16 protein-coding genes and 1 pseudogene are annotated in these 16,507 nt (G+C 59.3%); 13 read left to right on the top strand and 4 right to left on the bottom strand.

The window, feature by feature from the left end:
• Positions 1 to 51 precede the first annotated feature (51 nt).
• From SIC17_RS09430 to SIC17_RS09420, 3 genes are all read left to right on the top strand, one after another.
• On the top strand, positions 52 to 1,341 hold the full coding sequence (locus SIC17_RS09430; protein WP_412545192.1) for a hypothetical protein: 1,290 nt from the start codon (positions 52 to 54) through the stop codon (positions 1,339 to 1,341).
• Between the two features lie 74 nt (positions 1,342 to 1,415).
• Positions 1,416 to 1,691, top strand: a complete 276-nt coding sequence (locus SIC17_RS09425; RefSeq protein WP_412545191.1) for an usg protein — start codon at positions 1,416 to 1,418, stop codon at positions 1,689 to 1,691.
• A gap of 106 nt (positions 1,692 to 1,797) precedes the next feature.
• Complete coding sequence (locus tag SIC17_RS09420; RefSeq protein ID WP_291891236.1) at positions 1,798 to 2,319, top strand: CC0125/CC1285 family lipoprotein; 522 nt, start codon at positions 1,798 to 1,800, stop codon at positions 2,317 to 2,319.
• A gap of 88 nt (positions 2,320 to 2,407) precedes the next feature.
• Here the strand turns inward: SIC17_RS09420 and SIC17_RS09415 are convergent, their stop codons facing one another.
• Both SIC17_RS09415 and SIC17_RS09410 read right to left on the bottom strand, forming a co-directional pair.
• On the bottom strand, positions 2,408 to 4,525 hold the full coding sequence (locus SIC17_RS09415) for a TonB-dependent receptor (RefSeq protein ID WP_412546917.1): 2,118 nt from the start codon (positions 4,523 to 4,525) through the stop codon (positions 2,408 to 2,410).
• Between the two features lie 266 nt (positions 4,526 to 4,791).
• Entirely contained in the window at positions 4,792 to 5,574 is a 783-nt protein-coding gene (locus SIC17_RS09410) for an SDR family NAD(P)-dependent oxidoreductase (protein ID WP_291891231.1), read from the bottom strand.
• 383 nt (positions 5,575 to 5,957) lie between these two features.
• Between SIC17_RS09410 and SIC17_RS09405 the strand changes: the two genes are divergently transcribed.
• The 3 genes from SIC17_RS09405 (at position 5,958) to SIC17_RS09395 (ending at position 7,963) form a co-directional block, all read left to right on the top strand.
• Positions 5,958 to 6,821 carry an isoaspartyl peptidase/L-asparaginase family protein gene (locus tag SIC17_RS09405; protein WP_291891230.1) on the top strand — a complete coding sequence of 288 codons (864 nt, stop codon included), beginning with the start codon at positions 5,958 to 5,960 and terminating at the stop codon, positions 6,819 to 6,821.
• A 9-nt stretch (positions 6,822 to 6,830) separates the two neighbouring features.
• Entirely contained in the window at positions 6,831 to 7,352 is a 522-nt protein-coding gene (locus tag SIC17_RS09400; RefSeq protein ID WP_291891228.1) for a TrmH family RNA methyltransferase, read from the top strand.
• 107 nt (positions 7,353 to 7,459) lie between these two features.
• Positions 7,460 to 7,963: a hypothetical protein gene (locus tag SIC17_RS09395; RefSeq protein ID WP_412545190.1), complete on the top strand. Its 504-nt coding sequence runs from the start codon at positions 7,460 to 7,462 to the stop codon at positions 7,961 to 7,963.
• A gap of 30 nt (positions 7,964 to 7,993) precedes the next feature.
• Here SIC17_RS09395 and SIC17_RS09390 read toward each other — a convergent pair.
• Positions 7,994 to 8,458, bottom strand: a pseudogene (locus tag SIC17_RS09390) (DUF4303 domain-containing protein).
• 345 nt (positions 8,459 to 8,803) lie between these two features.
• Between SIC17_RS09390 and rlmN the strand changes: the two are divergent.
• From rlmN to SIC17_RS09370, 4 genes are all read left to right on the top strand, one after another.
• Positions 8,804 to 9,988, top strand: coding sequence for a 23S rRNA (adenine(2503)-C(2))-methyltransferase RlmN (gene rlmN, locus SIC17_RS09385; protein WP_412545189.1), 1,185 nt, complete (start codon positions 8,804 to 8,806; stop codon positions 9,986 to 9,988).
• Between the two features lie 50 nt (positions 9,989 to 10,038).
• Entirely contained in the window at positions 10,039 to 10,884 is an 846-nt protein-coding gene (locus SIC17_RS09380; protein WP_412545188.1) for a GNAT family N-acetyltransferase, read from the top strand.
• A gap of 161 nt (positions 10,885 to 11,045) precedes the next feature.
• Entirely contained in the window at positions 11,046 to 11,411 is a 366-nt protein-coding gene (locus SIC17_RS09375; protein WP_291891218.1) for a hypothetical protein, read from the top strand.
• Positions 11,408 to 12,865, top strand: coding sequence for a methyl-accepting chemotaxis protein (locus SIC17_RS09370; protein WP_291891216.1), 1,458 nt, complete (start codon positions 11,408 to 11,410; stop codon positions 12,863 to 12,865). The genes SIC17_RS09375 and SIC17_RS09370 overlap by 4 nt, the downstream gene beginning before the upstream one ends.
• A 62-nt stretch (positions 12,866 to 12,927) precedes the next feature.
• On the opposite strand, the gene SIC17_RS09365 is transcribed toward SIC17_RS09370, so the two are convergent.
• Complete coding sequence (locus SIC17_RS09365) at positions 12,928 to 13,713, bottom strand: class I SAM-dependent methyltransferase (RefSeq protein WP_412545187.1); 786 nt, start codon at positions 13,711 to 13,713, stop codon at positions 12,928 to 12,930.
• Between the two features lie 324 nt (positions 13,714 to 14,037).
• Here SIC17_RS09365 and SIC17_RS09360 point away from each other — a divergent pair, with 324 nt between their 5' ends.
• The 3 genes from SIC17_RS09360 (at position 14,038) to SIC17_RS09350 (ending at position 16,507) form a co-directional block, all read left to right on the top strand.
• Positions 14,038 to 14,796, top strand: coding sequence for a creatininase family protein (locus SIC17_RS09360; protein WP_412545186.1), 759 nt, complete (start codon positions 14,038 to 14,040; stop codon positions 14,794 to 14,796).
• A gap of 5 nt (positions 14,797 to 14,801) precedes the next feature.
• Complete coding sequence (locus SIC17_RS09355) at positions 14,802 to 15,941, top strand: Kelch repeat-containing protein (protein WP_412545185.1); 1,140 nt, start codon at positions 14,802 to 14,804, stop codon at positions 15,939 to 15,941.
• 80 nt (positions 15,942 to 16,021) lie between these two features.
• Positions 16,022 to 16,507, top strand: a complete 486-nt coding sequence (locus tag SIC17_RS09350) for a hypothetical protein (RefSeq protein WP_412545184.1) — start codon at positions 16,022 to 16,024, stop codon at positions 16,505 to 16,507.

Genomic DNA, 16,507 nt, shown 5'->3' with positions numbered 1-16,507 from the left:
AGCTGCCCCCGTCAAGCGCAATCGGGGTTGCGCTTTCGGGGAGTAATAGCTGTGCGAAATCAAATTCTTGCCCTTGCGGTTTCATTGGGTCTTTCGGCACCGGCCATGGCGCAGGAAACGGAAGCACCAACACCACAAACAGTCTCAACCGAACTGTTCGGCCTGGCGCAATCCTATTTCGGACAAGGAGATCTGGAAGCCGCAAAGCGCGCGCTGGAAGCGGTGCTGGCGCTGAAACCGGCTCATCCAGCAGCCCTGGGAGGACTTTTTGCGGTCGCAAACCGGGGGGGTAACGCGAATGACGCCTTCGAAGCACTCGATGCGATGGTTGCCGCCGGTCTGACCTATGACCCCTCCCGAGCTGAGGCCATGCTGCGCGAGGCCGACACAGCAAGGTATGATGCGATCATCGCTTCGCTGGAAGCCAATGCCGCCGCGACTGGCCAGGCCGAGCGTTTTGCCGTGGTCGACTTGCCGGATGCGCTGATTGAGGGCGTGGCCATGGACATCGAGACGGACCGTCTTTTCCTGTCCTCCGTGGCCCAGCGTCAGATCATCCTGCTGGAACCGTTCGCCCGCGATGAACCGATCGTCTTCGCTGACCGTGATGACGGGCTTTGGTCCGTGTTTGGCGTTGCTGTGGATGACCGTACCCGCCTCGTGTGGGCCGCATCCGGTGTGGTTCCGCAAACCCCGATGGAAGAGGGCGAGGAAGAAGGCACCGCGCTGTTCGCCTTCGACCTGATGACCGGCGATCTTTATCGCCGTTATGAAATCGAAGGCGCCCAGCAGATGGCCGACTTCGTCGTTCGCGACGGGATCGTATATGTCTCTGACAGCCGTGCCCCGCGCGTCTATGTCCTCGACAGCGTGTCCGGGCAGCTGGAAGTCCTGGCCGAGGATCCGCGTTTTGTGAACCTGCAGGGTGTCGCGCTGGCCCGTGGCGCACTCTATGTGGCGGACTATTCCATGGGCATCTGGCGCGTTGATCTGGGAGACCAGTCCGTGACGCTGGTTCGTCCGAATGATGTCTCGCTGATTGGTATCGACGGCCTGCTCAACACACGCGACGGGCGTCTGGTCGCCGTACGCAACGGTGCCCGTCCGCACCAGATGATGGCGATCGACCTGAATGACGAGGGCACGGCTGTCGAGAATGTCGAGGTTCTGCTGCGCGGACACCCGGACATGAGTCCGGGCACCGAGCCGACGCTGGTCGACCTGGCCGACGGCCGGGCCTGGTTGGTAGCCAATGGTGCCTGGCCGCTATTCCCGGAGGACGGCAGCGATCCGGATCAAGAACGCCCCACAACCACAATCCTGGAAATGGATTTGCGGTAAACGCACCGGTCAGATTCCGTTCAGCAATTTCTCATAATCTTGAAGAGCTCCACGCTTAGCGAAAGGAGGCCAAGATGATGGAGATTGATCGGGACTTTACGTCCCAGCTGAACGGAAAACGGCTCACGACGGCGGAGATCCTGTATTACCTGCCGGACCATCCCAGCCTGCTCCAGAGCTTTCTGTGGCAGACCAATGACATGGCGCCACGCTACCCGCGACTATTGCGCTTCCTGAGTTTCTGGCGACAGGAGATCCACGCGGTGATCCATACGGTACGCATCGCTCATCGCGGCCTGATTGGCCCGGCGGAATGGTCCAGCGCGGACATCGAGCTTCGGTTAAACTAGGCCCTCGCGGCGATGGGAAGCACTCTTTTTTTGGAATTTCTCCTTTCCTCGCGCGCAACTCGGGTCATACTTTGATTTGCGAGGACGAAGACTGGTGGAGTTTCCAATGAAACGCTTTCTCCTGACGCTGGCAGCAGCGGCTACTCTTGGCGCCTGTGCGGCAGTTCCAACGCCCTATCAGTCCGCGACGGGCGAACGCTGGGGGTTCGAAGAAACCCGCATCGAACAGAACCGGTTCCGCGTCTCCTTTGGCGGCAATGCCCTGACGGACCGCGACACGGTTGAACTATATCTGCTCTATCGCAGCGCGGAGCTCACGGTTGAGAACGGCTATGATTATTTTCAATTGGTCGAGCGAGCGGTTGATTCCGAGACTCGCTACCGAGATCGACGTCGCCGCTACGACGCATTCGGCGTTCATTATGCCTATTTCCACCCCCGATGGGGCTGGCGAGGCATGTATGACCCCTTCTGGGATGACATCCCGCCGCGTGAAAGCACTCGATACGAGGCCAGTGCAGAAATCGTTCTCGGCCACGGCGACAAACCCGACCATCCGCGCGCCTTCGATGCCCGCGATGTCATGGCCAATCTGGGCGATGACATTGTCAGGCCGGAAGTCGAATAGTCTTCAAGCCCGTTCCTGAATCGAAAAAGCCGGGGCGCGCCGCCCCGGCTTCCTCATTTTTCAGCTCGTAACGAACCAACTTCCAAAATCAGAACTGACCGCTAATCGTGAGGCGTGCGTTCAGCGGAGCCCCAACAGTTGCCTGGTGCGTGCTGTGCGAGTTCGGGAAATAGAGCTCATCTGTCAAGTTCTCGACGTTCAACTGCACGCGGAAATTATCCGACACGTCGTAGAAAACAGCGGCGTCTACACGTGTAAATGCCGGCAGAACCGCCGAGTTCGAATTGTTGATGAAACTCTCATCCTGATAGGTCAATCCAGCGCCAAAGCCGAACTGGTCGTTGAGCTGAAAGCCGGACCAGATCGAGAACATGTTTTCGGGCAACTCCCGCGGACGCAGGCCCGTTGCTCCATTGCGATTGACGATTTCACCATTTAGTCGGCTGTAGCCAGCGGACACGAACCACTGGTCGGTAAGCTGACCCTGCAACTGAGCTTCAAAGCCCGTCGTCTCGGAGTCTATCACGTCAAGCGTGGACGGATCATTGTCGGCAACCTGCGGAGAACTCTGCTCGATCTCAAACACCGCAGCAGTGAAGCTGAGATTTGAGGAGAAATCCCATTTAACGCCTGCTTCCACGTTCGTGTATGTGTTCGGGTCGAGAGCGTTATTGCTGCCGTTGATATTGGCGAACTGCTCGCCACTACGGGGCAGGAAACTCTCGGAATAGCTGCCGTACAGAGAGACGTTTTCCATCGGCTTATAGACGACGCCGAAACGCGGAGAGATTTCCTCGTCGGTACGCGAACGGCTTTCGTCTGCAACGACGTTGTAGACGTCGATGTCGAAGCTGTCGAAACGAGCACCGATAATGATGTCTAGTTTTTCGGAGATCTCGATCTCATCTTGAAGATAGACCGAGAATACGGATACGTCTGCTTCGGTGTCGTCATTAATCGAAACGGTGAAATCATTGCTGGTCGGATCGCCGCTTGCATTGACGCCAACGCCACCGCGGATGTTCAACGGACGCTCAATGATGAAGCTCTCATTGTCGTCTGAAGTTTGGTCGAAGAAGGTGTTGTAGCGATCGTTGTTGTTCACGGTGTCGATGTATTCAACGCCCGCAACGACGGTATGACGCAGACCACCCATCTGGAACTCACCAATCAGATCACCCGACAGAATCAAGTTCTGACGCTGGGTCGTATCGAGGTAGCCGTCCAGGGTAACGACATTCGGCGAATTGGCCGGGTCGTAGCCAGATGCATAGAGATTCTGGTACATCTTGTCGTAGTCACCGTAAAACGCGCTGACACGGCCCTTGAGCGTGTCAGAGAAACGGTGCTGGAGTGTCGCGCGGAAAATATGCGCCTGGAGCTCAGTCGTATTAAGTTCCGGATCACCGAATACGATGTCCTGGAACGCCTCGACAGGTTCGCCGTTGGTGCCGGTCGGAATACCACGATCGATGAAACGTTCGTGGTCGATGAACTCATAGGAGAGATCCAACGTCGTTGCTGAAGACAACTCGAAATGAGCTGTCGGGTTTAGACCGATCTGCTCGCCATCATAAAAATCTCGGTGATTGTTGAGACTGTCGTACATCGCGTTGAGGCGAATTGCGGAGCTGTCGCTCGTGGACAAATTCGTGTCCAGCTCCACACCGAACGCACCAAACGTATCAACAGACGCGCGGTAGCCGGTGAAATCCTCACCGAGAACACCCTTTTTCGTGACACGATTCAAAATGCCGCCAGTACCCCCGCGACCAAACAATAGCGCATTTGGACCACGCAGGATCTCTACCTGTTCGATATTATAGAGCGGGCGATAGTACTGGACATCGTCACGAACACCGTCGATGAAGAAGTCGGCTGTGGACCGAACACCGCGGAACACCACGGCATCACGATGACCTTCACCTTGGGAATTGGAGACGCCCGGGATGTAATTGATAATGTCACCAACGCTATCAAAGCCCTGCTGGTGGAATTGATCCGCGGTAACAATCGTCAAGCTCTGCGGAACGTCGACAATTGGAGTCGGCGTGCGCAGCGCATTGACCTGGTCAGTATACAGGTATGTGCCGGTAACGACGATCTGATCAGCAACTCCACCCGAATCCTGGGCGAATGCAGCCGGAGCGGCGACACTGAGAGCAATCGCGCTAGCGGTAAGTAAGTTCGTGACTCGAAGTTTCATTTGTGTGGTCCCACTCAATAGATATCTGCGCCGGTAAAAGCTTTTAAGAATGATTTTCAAATGCATCATATTTAGGAATGATTATCAACTGCGCTATACCTGCGACATCTTCGCAAAACAGGGTTCCTTCAGCTTTTTTGTTTGATTATGCGACATATTTGCAACAAATAAAAACGGGTTAATTAATTGCTTTTAATAAGAAAAACGGCGACCTTGAGGTCACCGTTTTTGCATAACAGATTTGCTTTGTTGCTTACCGCCGAGCCCTATTTCGGAGGCATGCGGGCGCCGGCGTCCAGACGGACACACTCGGCATTGATGTAGTCGCTGGAGACCATGAAGTTCACCAGGTCCGCATATTCTTCCGGCGTGCCGAAACGCTGCGGGAATTGCAGGTGCGCAGCGAGGTTCACTTTCACTTCCGGCGGCATCTGCTGATAGATCGGTGTTTCAAAGAAGCCCGGCAGGATCGTGTTCACACGAATACCTTCCTTGGCGAGATCGCGGGCCATCGGCAGGGTCATGCCATAGATACCGCCCTTCGAGGCAGAATAGGCGACCTGGCCGATCTGGCCGTCCTGTGCCGCCACCGATGCGGTGTGGATGATGACGCCGCGGCCGGAGCCGTCCAGCGGGTCCAGGCCCATCATGCCTTCAGCCGCCTTGGCTGCACACATGAAGGAACCGATGAGATTGATCGAGATGACGCGGGTGAAGCGGCCCATATCGTGTGCCGATACCTCGCCGGTGGAACCGGAACGGCGCGCGGTCTTTTCCGCTGCACCAATGCCGGCACAATTCACCAAAACACGTTCCTGGCCGTGAGCGGCGCGGGCCTTTTCAAAACCGGCATTGACGCTGTCCTCGTCGGCGACATTGACGTGACAGAACACACCACCGATTTCGCTGGCGACCTGTTCGCCGCGCTCGACGTTCATGTCAAAAATAGCGACTTTCGCGCCCTCGGCCGCCAGGCGGCGTGCCGTACCTTCGCCCAAACCGGAAGCACCGCCGGTCACGATGGCGGCGATGGAAGAGTCAAGTTTCATCGGAATTCATCCCCTCGACGTTGAATTTATCCAAGGGACATAACGCGTCGCCGGCGAAAAGAAAACGCGCGACCTGCGTCCAGGTCGCGCGTGTCGGGAAGAGGACAGACAGACTGGGAAGACTGCCTGTCCGGATGGCCGGTATTGCTCGTGAGCGTGAGCAAAACCAGGTCAGGTCTGTGCATCTCTACGCTTGAGGAAGGCACCGGGATAGGAAAGACCGCCCTCAAAGCGTTTCGACCTGACCATTTAACCACAATTTCATAGCGGGTATATGCGACACGCGGGCGCAGGGGAGAAGTGTCGCAGGCAAAATTTGGTTCGCTTTCCCCGCGCGTAATGTTAGAGGCGCCAAATCACTCGCGGTTTGAGGAGCCCTGACCATGACCTCTCCCACAGCCCTGGCCATTCATGGCGGCGCCGGCGTTCTCGGCGATCATGATTACAAGGATGTGCGTGCCCATCTTTCTGCCCTGGCGCAGCGCGGTCGCAGCATGCTGCATTCCGGCGGCCGGGCAATCGATGTCGTGACTGCTATGGTCGAGGATCTGGAAGCCTCCGGACTTTACGTGGCAGGCAAGGGCTCTTCCCCCAACGCCGCCGGCAGCTATGAGCTGGATGCTGCCATCATGGACGGCGAAAGCCGCGCGGCCGGTTCCGTCGCCACGCTGACCGGCTTTGTCAGCCCGATCCGGGTGGCCCGGGCCGTCATGGAAAAGACACCGCATGTCATGGTCGCCGGCAATGGGGCGGTAAACTTCGCCAGCCTGGGCGCGTTCGAACGCGTCGAGAGCGTGAATGATTATTATGTCCCCGCGGCCGAGCCGGACGATCGTGAGTTTCCCACCGGCACGGTCGGTGCTGTTGCCCTGGACAGCCAGGGACGCCTTGCCGCGGCCACCTCGACGGGCGGAACACTGAACAAGCTTGAAGGCAGGGTAGGCGATTGTCCGATCATCGGGTCGGGCACCTGGGCGGATGACCAGGTCGCCATTTCCTGTACCGGCCAGGGCGAGTTTTTCATGCGACTGGCAGCCGCCAAGGACCTGGCGGCTCGTATCGAGTTCGGCGGCGCCAGTGTCACCGACGCCACCCGCGCCACTGTAGATGCTGTTGGCAAGCTGGGCGGAGAAGGCGGTATCATCGCCGTGGGACGTGACGGCACGGTCGTCGATATTTTCAATTCTCCCGGCATGAAACGCGCGGTCGTCAACACCGCCGGCGAAATTCGTGTCGCGGTCGACTAGGGTTTCTCCATGCGCGGATATTTTGCCGTAGGCGCGGAAGGCATTTCCAAACCGATGAATCTCGGGGCCATCCTGCGCACCGCCCATGCTTTTGGCGCCAGCTTCGCCTTTTCGGTCAATGCCCACCACCGGGTGCGCGAGATCAATGATGCGGACACATCCAAATCCATGGACCACCTGCCCTATTACGGCTGGGACGGGCTGGATGACATGCTGTTGCCGTCCAATTGCCAACTGGTCGGCATTGAATTGACCGATGATGCCGTTGAACTCCCCAGCTTCCGCCATCCCAAATGCGCGGCCTATGTTTTCGGACGCGAGCGGGGATCCCTGACCGCAGAGATGCAGGAACGCTGTGCCCACATCGTGAAAATACCGACCAAGTTCTGCGTCAATGTCTCAGTCGCCTGCGCTGTCACGCTGTATGATCGCACGGTCTCGATGGGCGGTTATCCGGAACGCCCGCTGATGCCCGGCGGCCCGGAACTGAAATCTCCCGACAGCTGGAAGAAATTCGGTTCGCACCGATAACTTCCCGGCAATCTCCTGACGGTAAATTCCGGTTAACCCTGCCTTGAAACGGCCATGTCGATGCGCTTGTTTCGTGTCTGTTGCATTTAACCGGAGTGTCGCTGCCCATGCGCCGTCTGCTTGCTGCCGCCCTTCTTTCCCTGACCTGTTTCGCTCCGGCCGCCCTGGCCCAGGCCGATCCGCAATTTCGCGGCGAGTATACCGACTGGCGTGTTTTCACACGTCAGACCGATCAGGGCCTAGTCTGCTACGCCCTCAGCCGTCCGACCGACAGCGCGCCACGCAATCACGAACACGGCGCGGTCTATTTCATCGTCTCCAGCTGGCAGAACGGCGCGGTGACAGAACAGCCGAATATCCTGGTCGGCTATGATCTGCGCCCCACCAGCCCGCCGGAAGTGCGCATCGGCTCCAGCCGCTATTCCATGTTCACCGACGGCCAGGAAGGCTTCCTCGACCAGCTCGACGACGAACCCCGTGTCATCCGCTCCATGCGGCGCGGCTCGGTCATGCGTGTCCAGGCCACCACGAGCGATGGCGTCTCCGCGGCCTATGAGTTTTCCCTGCGCGGTGTGACGGCAGCCCTGCAGCGCGTGGATGCGCTGTGCTAGATATCATCCCCAAACGAGTGTTCTGAAACCTCACCTTTGCCATGACTTCCGAGCCGCCGGCGGGTTCAAAACCTGTACAGACTTCTTTTCCAACGCGGATGTGAACTCTGAATCTGTGATGGTCGCGAAAAACACAAACCGATCACGGTCTCCTGCATCTGCAAACACGCGTGCAGCATCCATCTTTTTCAACGAAGCGATCATCGACGCGAAGAACGCGTCTCGATATTCACTCCATCCAAACGAGTTCCCGTGTTCATCAAGCTCACTTTCTGATGTCATCTACCGCATCATTTCTTCGATAGCTGCTAAACTAGTCCGAAGTTCTCCCGGCCGGTCGAGGTTTTCTCCATCCTCCCACTCCACGCACGACCATCGATAGTACGCTGGCCCGCCGAAGGCGCGCATGAAGTTCCCTCGCCGCTCCCAAAGGGAAGCAAATTGCTCCTCGGTCATCGCGGCCGCTCCCATATGATCCAGATCCTCGCTGGCCATCAAAGCAAAAGCGTAGAATTGCTCCCCAGACCGCTCGCGAATAGCGCGAGTGAACACCGCCCCAACATCCGAGCAGACCGCTTCAACGACGCCGCCAAATGCCGGTTCAGGAAAACGGCGGTCTCGATTGTCAATTGGAATCGAATTGAACTTGAACACGCGATTTCCTCGCTGAATTAGCAATCTCGCATCGCACTATGCCAACCGCGCGCCCTCAAGCAAGCTTGGGTGGTGCTACCCCGGCGCCGACACCCAATAAATTATCGATCGTCGCGCCAGGATTAGGAATCCGGCGTATTCTGTGATAGACGCCCCGGCCTGCTGCAGAACCGAAGACGACACTCGATGAACCACGCGCTGAACATTTCCGCCGCCAACCCGAACGCCCCTCGCCTCAATGAGGGTGAGACCGCGCTGCCCACCTCGCTGGCCGGCATGACGCGCGCGCAATTGCGCGAGGCGGCAATCCAGATCGGTGTGGACGAGAAAAAGGCCAAGATGCGCGCGGAGCAGCTTTGGCGCTGGATCTATCATTACGGCGTCCAGTCCTTCGACGATATGACGAATATCTCCAAGGATCTGCGCGCCAAAATGGCGGCCGAGTTCACGCTGGCCCGGCCCAGGCTCACCGAGCGCCAGGTCTCTGTCGACGGCACACGCAAATACCTGATCGAACTGTCCCCGGGCGTGGAATGCGAGACCGTCTTCATTCCCGACGTCGCCAAGTCCGGCGCGCTTTGCGTGTCGAGCCAGGTCGGCTGTACGCTCAACTGCACCTTCTGCCACACCGGCACCCAGGCGCTGGTGCGCAATCTGACCGCCGCCGAGATCGCCGCCCAGGTGATGATCGCGCGCGATGACCTTCAGGAATGGCCGACCTCGAACGAAAACCGCAAGATCACCAATATCGTCTTCATGGGCATGGGTGAGCCGCTCTACAATCTCGACAATGTCTCGGATTCCATCGACATCATTTCCGATGGCGAAGGCATGGGCATTGGCCGCCGCCGCACGACCGTGTCGACATCGGGCGTTGTGCCCAAGATCAAGGAGCTGGGCGAGCGCACCGGCACCATGCTGGCGATCTCGCTGCACGCGACCAATGATGATCTGCGTGACGAGCTGGTCCCGCTTAACAAGAAGTACCCGCTGGCCGAGTTGATGGACGCCATCCGCCAGTATCCGGGCCTCAACAACTCCAAGCGCGTGACCTTTGAATACGTCATGCTCAAGGGTGTGAACGACAGCCTGGCCGAGGCGCGCGAGCTGGTGAAACTGCTCAAGGGCGTGCCCGCCAAGATCAACCTGATCCCGTTCAACCCGTGGCCGGACAGCCCGTATGAATGTTCTGACTGGGACCAGATCGAGGCCTTTGCCGACGTCGTAAATCGCGCCGGTTATGCCAGCCCTATCCGCACCCCGCGCGGCCGCGACATCCTCGCCGCTTGCGGACAATTGCGCTCGGAAAGCCAGAAAGTCCGCGCCAGCGAGCTGCGCAAGCAGCGCCTCGCGGGCGAAGACCAGGGCTGATCGCCCTGCGGGTCATGGACGGGATCGGCGGCTCACGCTAACCCTTCACCATGACCTCTGCCGTTCTCTATCACTGGAAACTCAAGCCCGGCCGTGACGAGGAATTCCGTCAGGCCTGGGAAGAAGGCACGCGCCAGATCCATCAACTCTGCGGATCGCACGGCGCGATCCTGCACAAGGGTGAGGACGGAACATACTGGTCCTATGCCTGCTGGCCGTCGGAACAGGCACGGCAGATGTGCTTCAACGAAACCGACTGGTTCTCGCGGGAGTGTTTCCAGCGCATGCAGGACTGCATCGAGGAACGCTTCGAGGAAACCCGTCTGGAGCTGACCAATGACCTCCTGCAGGACCGCACGCCAAAGACCGACCCTGTCATCCTGACGACGGCCCGTCTGATCCTTCGACCGATGTCGATCCACGATGCCGAGGCGCTGCTGCCAGCGCTGACGGATGACGGAAACATGCGCTTCTGGTCCAGCGCACCGATCACCACGCTGGGCGAGGCGCGCGACTACATCACCTGGAATGTGCGCGGCGCGAATATCGAGTGTTTCGCCATTACCGAACAGGCGGATACAGCTAAGGCCCTGGGCTGGATCATTCTCATGGATCGCAAGTCCGGCCAGGCCGAGATCGGTTACATTCTCTGTCCGCAGGCGCAGGGCAAGGGTTATGCCCTGGAAGCTGGCAAAGCACTGGTGCGCCACGCCTTTTCCACGCGAAAAATCCGCCGACTCTACGCCGATATCGACCCGGACAATGCGGGCTCGATCAAGCTGGTAGAGCGTCTGGGTTTCAAGTATGAAGGCCGTCTTCGGGGGGCCTGGAAAACCCATATCGGTGTTCGCGACACACTGATTTACGGCATGCTTTCACAAGACCTGGCTGCGTAGACCGGCAGACCATCCTCACATCGAATTCGCGACATTATTTCGTCGAATCTGCTCTAGACAGGCCGCCAACCGCGCAAGTCAAACAACCGAACTTTCCAGCCCAGCAAGGCTTGGTTAACCTTGTTTCGTTCAAATCGTGCCACCTGAAAACGAGATTCGATTTGACCACCAACACCGGCAACATCTCTGCTTTTGCACCGCTAATACTGATCGGCTTGGCGGTTGTGTGCACGCCGCTGCTGGGCCTCGCCGAACCGCTGCGAGGCGACCAGGTGGCTGCCATTTTCCCACCCGGCTGGTCCGAGCGGGATGTTCTCCTCGCCTCAGCACAGGCCGGACAAAATCTCGTGCGCTTCGGCGCCCTGCCCAATGTCGGCATTGTCGAATTTTCCTCCCAGGCAGACCTTGAGAGCCTACGCGCTGCCGGAGCCTTGCTCCTGCTCGACCCGCAAGTCCTCGGCGGCTGCCTGATCGGTGCCGAAGCCTCGGCACTTCCACCGTCCCAGCTCACTGGAACCGCATCATGACCCGTCTCGATACCCTGCGTGCCCAAGCGCAAAAGGCACTGACCTTCATCTCGATCGGTGTGGCTGTCGCCTACCCACTTATTGCCTTCTTCGTGGCGCCGAGCCGCGTCATTCCCGGGACGTTCCTCCTTGGCCTAGTGGCAGCGATATCCTTCCTGAGCTGGCGCACCGCTTCAAACACAGTCGCATCACGCGCGACAACTGCGGCCGCGATCATGGCCTTCCCGGCCGTGCTCGTTTACATGATGAGCGGTGCCACCTGGCAGCTTGACATGCACATGGTCTTTTTCGCTTGTCTCTCGGCGACGGCCATCATGATTGACTGGCGCGCCATCGTCGCAGCATCTGCGGTTACGGCCGTCCACCACCTCTCCTTGAACTTTGCCCTTCCCTGGGCGGTTTTCCCGGACGGGGCAGATTTCGGCCGAGTTGTCTTCCACGCCGTGGTTGTCGTCGGCCAGGCTGGCGCCCTGATCTGGATGACCTATCAGACCGCCAAGGCTCTCACCGATGCTGATGAAAGCATGAGTGAGGCGACGGAAGCCCAGACCGCAGCTGATGACGCGACCGAAGCTCAGACCAGCCTTCAGGCTGAAGCCGAGAATCGCCGCGCCGCGATCGCCAAGATCGCTGGTGATTTCGAGCAGGCCCTGCGTGTCGTGGTGACCTCCGTTTCCGGTGCGTCCTCCCAGGTCGCCGGCCTCGCGGACCAACTCAATGGCGACGCGCGCGCAACACGTTCCGGCGCGGAAAGCGCGTCCACGCAAGCGTCCAACACCAATTCCGACGTCCAGTCCGTAGCGGCTGCCGCACAGGAACTCTCCGCCTCCATCGCCGAGGTGGCACGCATCCTTGAAAACTCGGACGAAGTCTCCGAGCGGGCGGTCACCGAGGCAGAAGGCGCCGGTCGCTCCATCGACGAGCTTCAGTCTGCCGCACGCGAGATCGAGGAGATCATGGAAATGGTCGCCGGAGTCGCTGAACAGACCAATCTGCTCGCGCTCAACGCGACCATTGAGGCGGCTCGCGCCGGTGAAGCGGGCAAGGGCTTCGCTGTTGTAGCCTCGGAAGTGAAGGCTCTGGCGGAACAGACCACACGCGCGTCTAACGACATTGCCGGCCGGATCGACGCCATGCGTGGCGCGTCCGGTGGTGCAGCCAGCGCGCTAGGCCGCATTTCCGAAATCATCGACGAGATCCGCTCCGCATCCGGCAGCGTACGTGATGCTTTCTCCCAACAGGACAATGCCACCCGTGAAATCGCCCAGCTTGCCGAACAGGCTGCCAGTGCCACCGCGAATGTCACGCGCGACATGGATGAGGTAAACGAGGCGGCATCCCGAGCCAGTACTGCTGCCGAAGAGTTCGCGGGCGCGTCCTCCGCTCTGAGCGAAAACGCTTCCAAGCTCGATGAGGAACTCGACTCCTTCAAGGCTGCGCTTGACGCCGCCTAGGCCTGAACATCACCAGAATCAAAAAAAGGGGCGGCTCGACGGGCCGCCCCTTTTTCGTGCCCCTATTCCGGCTTGCGGAAAAGATAGACGAACCTGTCCGTATTGCGCCGGATATTTGGCGCGAAGACCGAAATGTCGCGCGGATCTTCCGGGTTGGCGAGCATGTCGCTCTCGGAAACAAACTCGAAGCCGGCCGCCATTACTTCCTGCATGACGACTGCAGATTCGATACGGTGCAGGGTCTGGACCGCATCAAGACCGCTGCCCTCGACCGCATGGTGATCAACAACAAGAAAAACTCCACCCGGTGCCAACGCATTGAAAATCGCCTGGTTCATCGCCGCGCGGTCCGTCCCGTCATATCCAGTGTCATGATAGAAGAGCACCATGAAAACTGCGTCGAGTGGACGGTCAAAACCGGTGCCGAAATCCTCCAGATCATCAGCATGATGCGAGAGGTTGGCGCGACGGCGGGCCATGGCATTCATGGCTTCGTTGGCGTCACCATATTGCTCGGCAACCCAGCTGGGATTAAATGAGTAAACACGCCCCATATCACCGACCGCCGTCGACAGGATGCGGGAATAATAGCCTCCACCCGGGACGATATCCGCGACGACCCAGCCCCGCTGCACGCCTGCAAAATCCAGAAGCTCCGCCGGATGACGATTAACGTCGAGCACGCGGTCCTCGTCCGGCCTCTGCTCGTCGTCGACCGCCTCCATGATCGTGTCCCAGCGCGTCTGGGGCGCATCGCTGACCACCTGCTGGTCCTCCGCCTGGTCGCTTCCCCCACTGCAGGCTGCCAGCATGAGTGTTGCCGCACTCAACCAATAAACAGGCTTCATTGATTTCCCCATTTGCTCCCTGTCGAATACTTGCAACAGAAATACTTTACGCTTCCAGTCACGAACCCGTGACACCCCCGCGGGTATTTTACCTTTGGTTTGGACTTGAGCGCGATTCTCTTCCCGACCCGATACTGATTCGTACCGGGGGGGCCGGGGAGGCCGTACAATGCAAATCATACTTCTGCTCTCGGCGCTTCTGGCGCTCGGAGCGGCTTATCACTACCGTGCGGAGTGCCGGCGCGCTTAAGCGCCGGCCTCCTTTCTTCCCGCTTGCACTTCCGCGAACAGGCGTCATTCTCCTCGCCAGACGAGGAGATCCGCATGTTGCTAAACACATCCACCTGGCCGGAAGTTGAAGCCTATCTGGAACGCTGCAAGGGCATCATCATCCCCATCGGCTCATTCGAACAGCACGGCCCCAATGGCCTGGTGGGAACGGATGCGATCTGTCCCGAAATCATCGCTCATGAAGCCGGCCAGGAATCCGGCTTTCTCGTCGGCCCGACCTTCAATGTCGGCATTGCCCAGCATCACCTGGCCTTTCCGGGTTCGATGACGCTGCGACCCTCGACCATGATCGCGGCCATGAATGACTGGATCGCCTCGCTGGTCCGACACGGCTTTGACCGCATCTATTTCTTCAACGGGCATGGCGGAAACATCACCACGGTCAATGCCGCCTTCGCCGAGTACTACGCGAACTATTCGCTCGATGACGCCCCTTGCCCGGTCCGGCTGGCGCAGCAGAACTGGTGGGAATTGCCGGGCGTCATGGCGACCTGCAAGAAGCTCTTCCCGGTCGGCGAAGGGGCACACGCCACCGCCTCGGAGGTCTCGGTAACGCAATACGCCTATCCCGACGCCATCAAACGGGTAGAGATGGACCCGAAAATCGCACCGAACGGCCGCTTCACCGACGCAGCCGACTACCGGGCAACCTTCCCCGACGGCCGCATCGCCTCTGACCCGTCTCAGGCAACGCCGGAAGCGGGCGCGGAAATCGTCTCGATCGCCAAACAGGCGCTGATTGCCGAGCTCTCCATCTTCTTCGAGACCAAGCTGGAAGCGGCCGCGGAGTAGCAAGCGTGATCCTCTACCTCCTCACTGCCCTCACCCTGACCGTCCAGGACGATGCCTGGGCGCGCCTGCCCGAGCCAGTCACCAACAACGCCGTCGCGGGGGTGGAACTGGACGGTCAGTTGATGGCCTATTCCTTTGCCGGCCTGCACGAAGGCAAGACCTGGCGCGATGTTACAGCGGATGCCTATGCCTGCAATCTCACGGTCCGGACGTGCCGCGAGATCGACGGCCTTCCTGACGGGATTGGCCGCCTCGCATCCGTCGCGGTGACCGTGCGCGGACAGATCTATATTTTCGGCGGCTACACGGTAGCCGAGGATCATTCCGAGCGCTCGACGCCGGAGGTCTGGCGTTTCGACCCGGCCAGCGAGACCTACACCCATATCACCGACATCCCGGTTCCGGTCGATGACACTGTCGCCCTGGTGCACCAGGATCGCTACATCTACCTCGTCAGCGGCTGGCACGACACGGACAATGTCGACCTCGTCCAGGTCTATGACGTCGAGGAAGATCGCTGGTTCGAAGCGACACCTTTTCCTGGCGCACCAGTGTTCGGGCATGCGGGGGCTCTGCTCGGACAGGATTCGCGATTTCAGGCGCAGATGCTGGTTTGCGGCGGCACCGCGGTGTTTCCACCTGAATCCGACGGCGCCCGTCGGTCTTTCCGGGCCATTTCAGACTGCTGGGCCGGCGTCATTGTCGATGCCCCCGAGGTCATTCAGTGGGGCAATGTCGGTGAGCTGCCCGGCGGCCCGTTTTACCGAGGGGCAGCAACAACATTTGAAACGCATTTCGTTTCATTCTGGGCTGGGACAGACAACGCCTTTAACTTCAATGGCATCGGATACAATCAGGCGCCAAGTGAACCACGCGCAGACGCGCAAGGCGGGCTATTCCGGAACGCGTTTGAGGGCTCTTGTCGGGAGTGGACGAACGCAAGCCCAGTCGTATGGCGCGCGCCTCGATGGACAACGATGCCGACGGCCCCAGCGATCATGGACATCCGGGGAATCATCGCCTTTGACCCGCAAAATGCGTTCATCCTCGGTGGCATGATGCAAGGTCAAGTCGTCACGGATGGCGTGACGAAACTGCCGACCCTTGACGATCTTGATACGATTATCATCTCAGGGTGCCACTAACCCCGACACAAAACATTCATTTCACGCGCAAATCGCGAGCCGCTATAGGTCCGCAAGCTGAAAATTCGGAGTGAACCGAAATGAAAATCTGGCTCGTCAGTCCTGTTTTGCTTGCACTCGCCGCGTGTTCGGGCGCAGAGGAAACTGTTCGCCCGACCGAGGTTGAAGAAGTAGCGGCTTCCGGTCCCTACACCGCGGAAGCTCCGGCGACGACGGCGGCCTGTTTCCACGAGACGGATCGCGCCGCCCAGCTGCTGGATGGCCAGGCCCTGCTCGAGCGCGGCCCCGCCGCCATCGTGCACATTTCCTATAATCTGGATGGTCGCCAGGCCAATTACGCCTTCAACCTGGTGGAAATGGACCAGGCCCTTGTCGCCCGTACTGAAGCGGCTTCAGCCAGCTTTTTCCGGGCTGCGGGCAATGTGTTCGATATCACCACCGACGCGGTGATCTATGACCGCGAGCGTGACGGATCCTTCTGCACGGTCACCAATGTCGCGGACATCGCCGGGCCGCTTGCCAGCGAGGCGGATGCGATCGCCGAGGCCATCGTTGCGGCCAACTAG

Origin of the sequence: Maricaulis sp. MIT060901, from assembly GCF_047123815.1 — a bacterium.
Taxonomy (GTDB): Bacteria; Pseudomonadota; Alphaproteobacteria; order Caulobacterales; family Maricaulaceae; genus Maricaulis.
This window is presented reverse-complemented; position numbering and strand designations above follow the sequence as displayed.

What these genes read in the sequence shown, in the direction of transcription:
- SIC17_RS09425 (WP_412545191.1), top strand. Translation starts at nt 1,416, where the DNA reads ATGATGGAGATTGATCGGGACTTTACGTCCCAGCTGAACGGAAAACGG.
- SIC17_RS09420 (WP_291891236.1), top strand. Translation starts at nt 1,798, where the DNA reads ATGAAACGCTTTCTCCTGACGCTGGCAGCAGCGGCTACTCTTGGCGCC.
- SIC17_RS09415 (WP_412546917.1), bottom strand. Translation starts at nt 4,525, where the DNA reads ATGAAACTTCGAGTCACGAACTTACTTACCGCTAGCGCGATTGCTCTC.
- SIC17_RS09410 (WP_291891231.1), bottom strand. Translation starts at nt 5,574, where the DNA reads ATGAAACTTGACTCTTCCATCGCCGCCATCGTGACCGGCGGTGCTTCC.
- SIC17_RS09405 (WP_291891230.1), top strand. Translation starts at nt 5,958, where the DNA reads ATGACCTCTCCCACAGCCCTGGCCATTCATGGCGGCGCCGGCGTTCTC.
- SIC17_RS09400 (WP_291891228.1), top strand. Translation starts at nt 6,831, where the DNA reads ATGCGCGGATATTTTGCCGTAGGCGCGGAAGGCATTTCCAAACCGATG.
- SIC17_RS09395 (WP_412545190.1), top strand. Translation starts at nt 7,460, where the DNA reads ATGCGCCGTCTGCTTGCTGCCGCCCTTCTTTCCCTGACCTGTTTCGCT.
- rlmN (WP_412545189.1), top strand. Translation starts at nt 8,804, where the DNA reads ATGAACCACGCGCTGAACATTTCCGCCGCCAACCCGAACGCCCCTCGC.
- SIC17_RS09380 (WP_412545188.1), top strand. Translation starts at nt 10,039, where the DNA reads ATGACCTCTGCCGTTCTCTATCACTGGAAACTCAAGCCCGGCCGTGAC.
- SIC17_RS09370 (WP_291891216.1), top strand. Translation starts at nt 11,408, where the DNA reads ATGACCCGTCTCGATACCCTGCGTGCCCAAGCGCAAAAGGCACTGACC.
- SIC17_RS09365 (WP_412545187.1), bottom strand. Translation starts at nt 13,713, where the DNA reads ATGAAGCCTGTTTATTGGTTGAGTGCGGCAACACTCATGCTGGCAGCC.
- SIC17_RS09360 (WP_412545186.1), top strand. Translation starts at nt 14,038, where the DNA reads ATGTTGCTAAACACATCCACCTGGCCGGAAGTTGAAGCCTATCTGGAA.
- SIC17_RS09350 (WP_412545184.1), top strand. Translation starts at nt 16,022, where the DNA reads ATGAAAATCTGGCTCGTCAGTCCTGTTTTGCTTGCACTCGCCGCGTGT.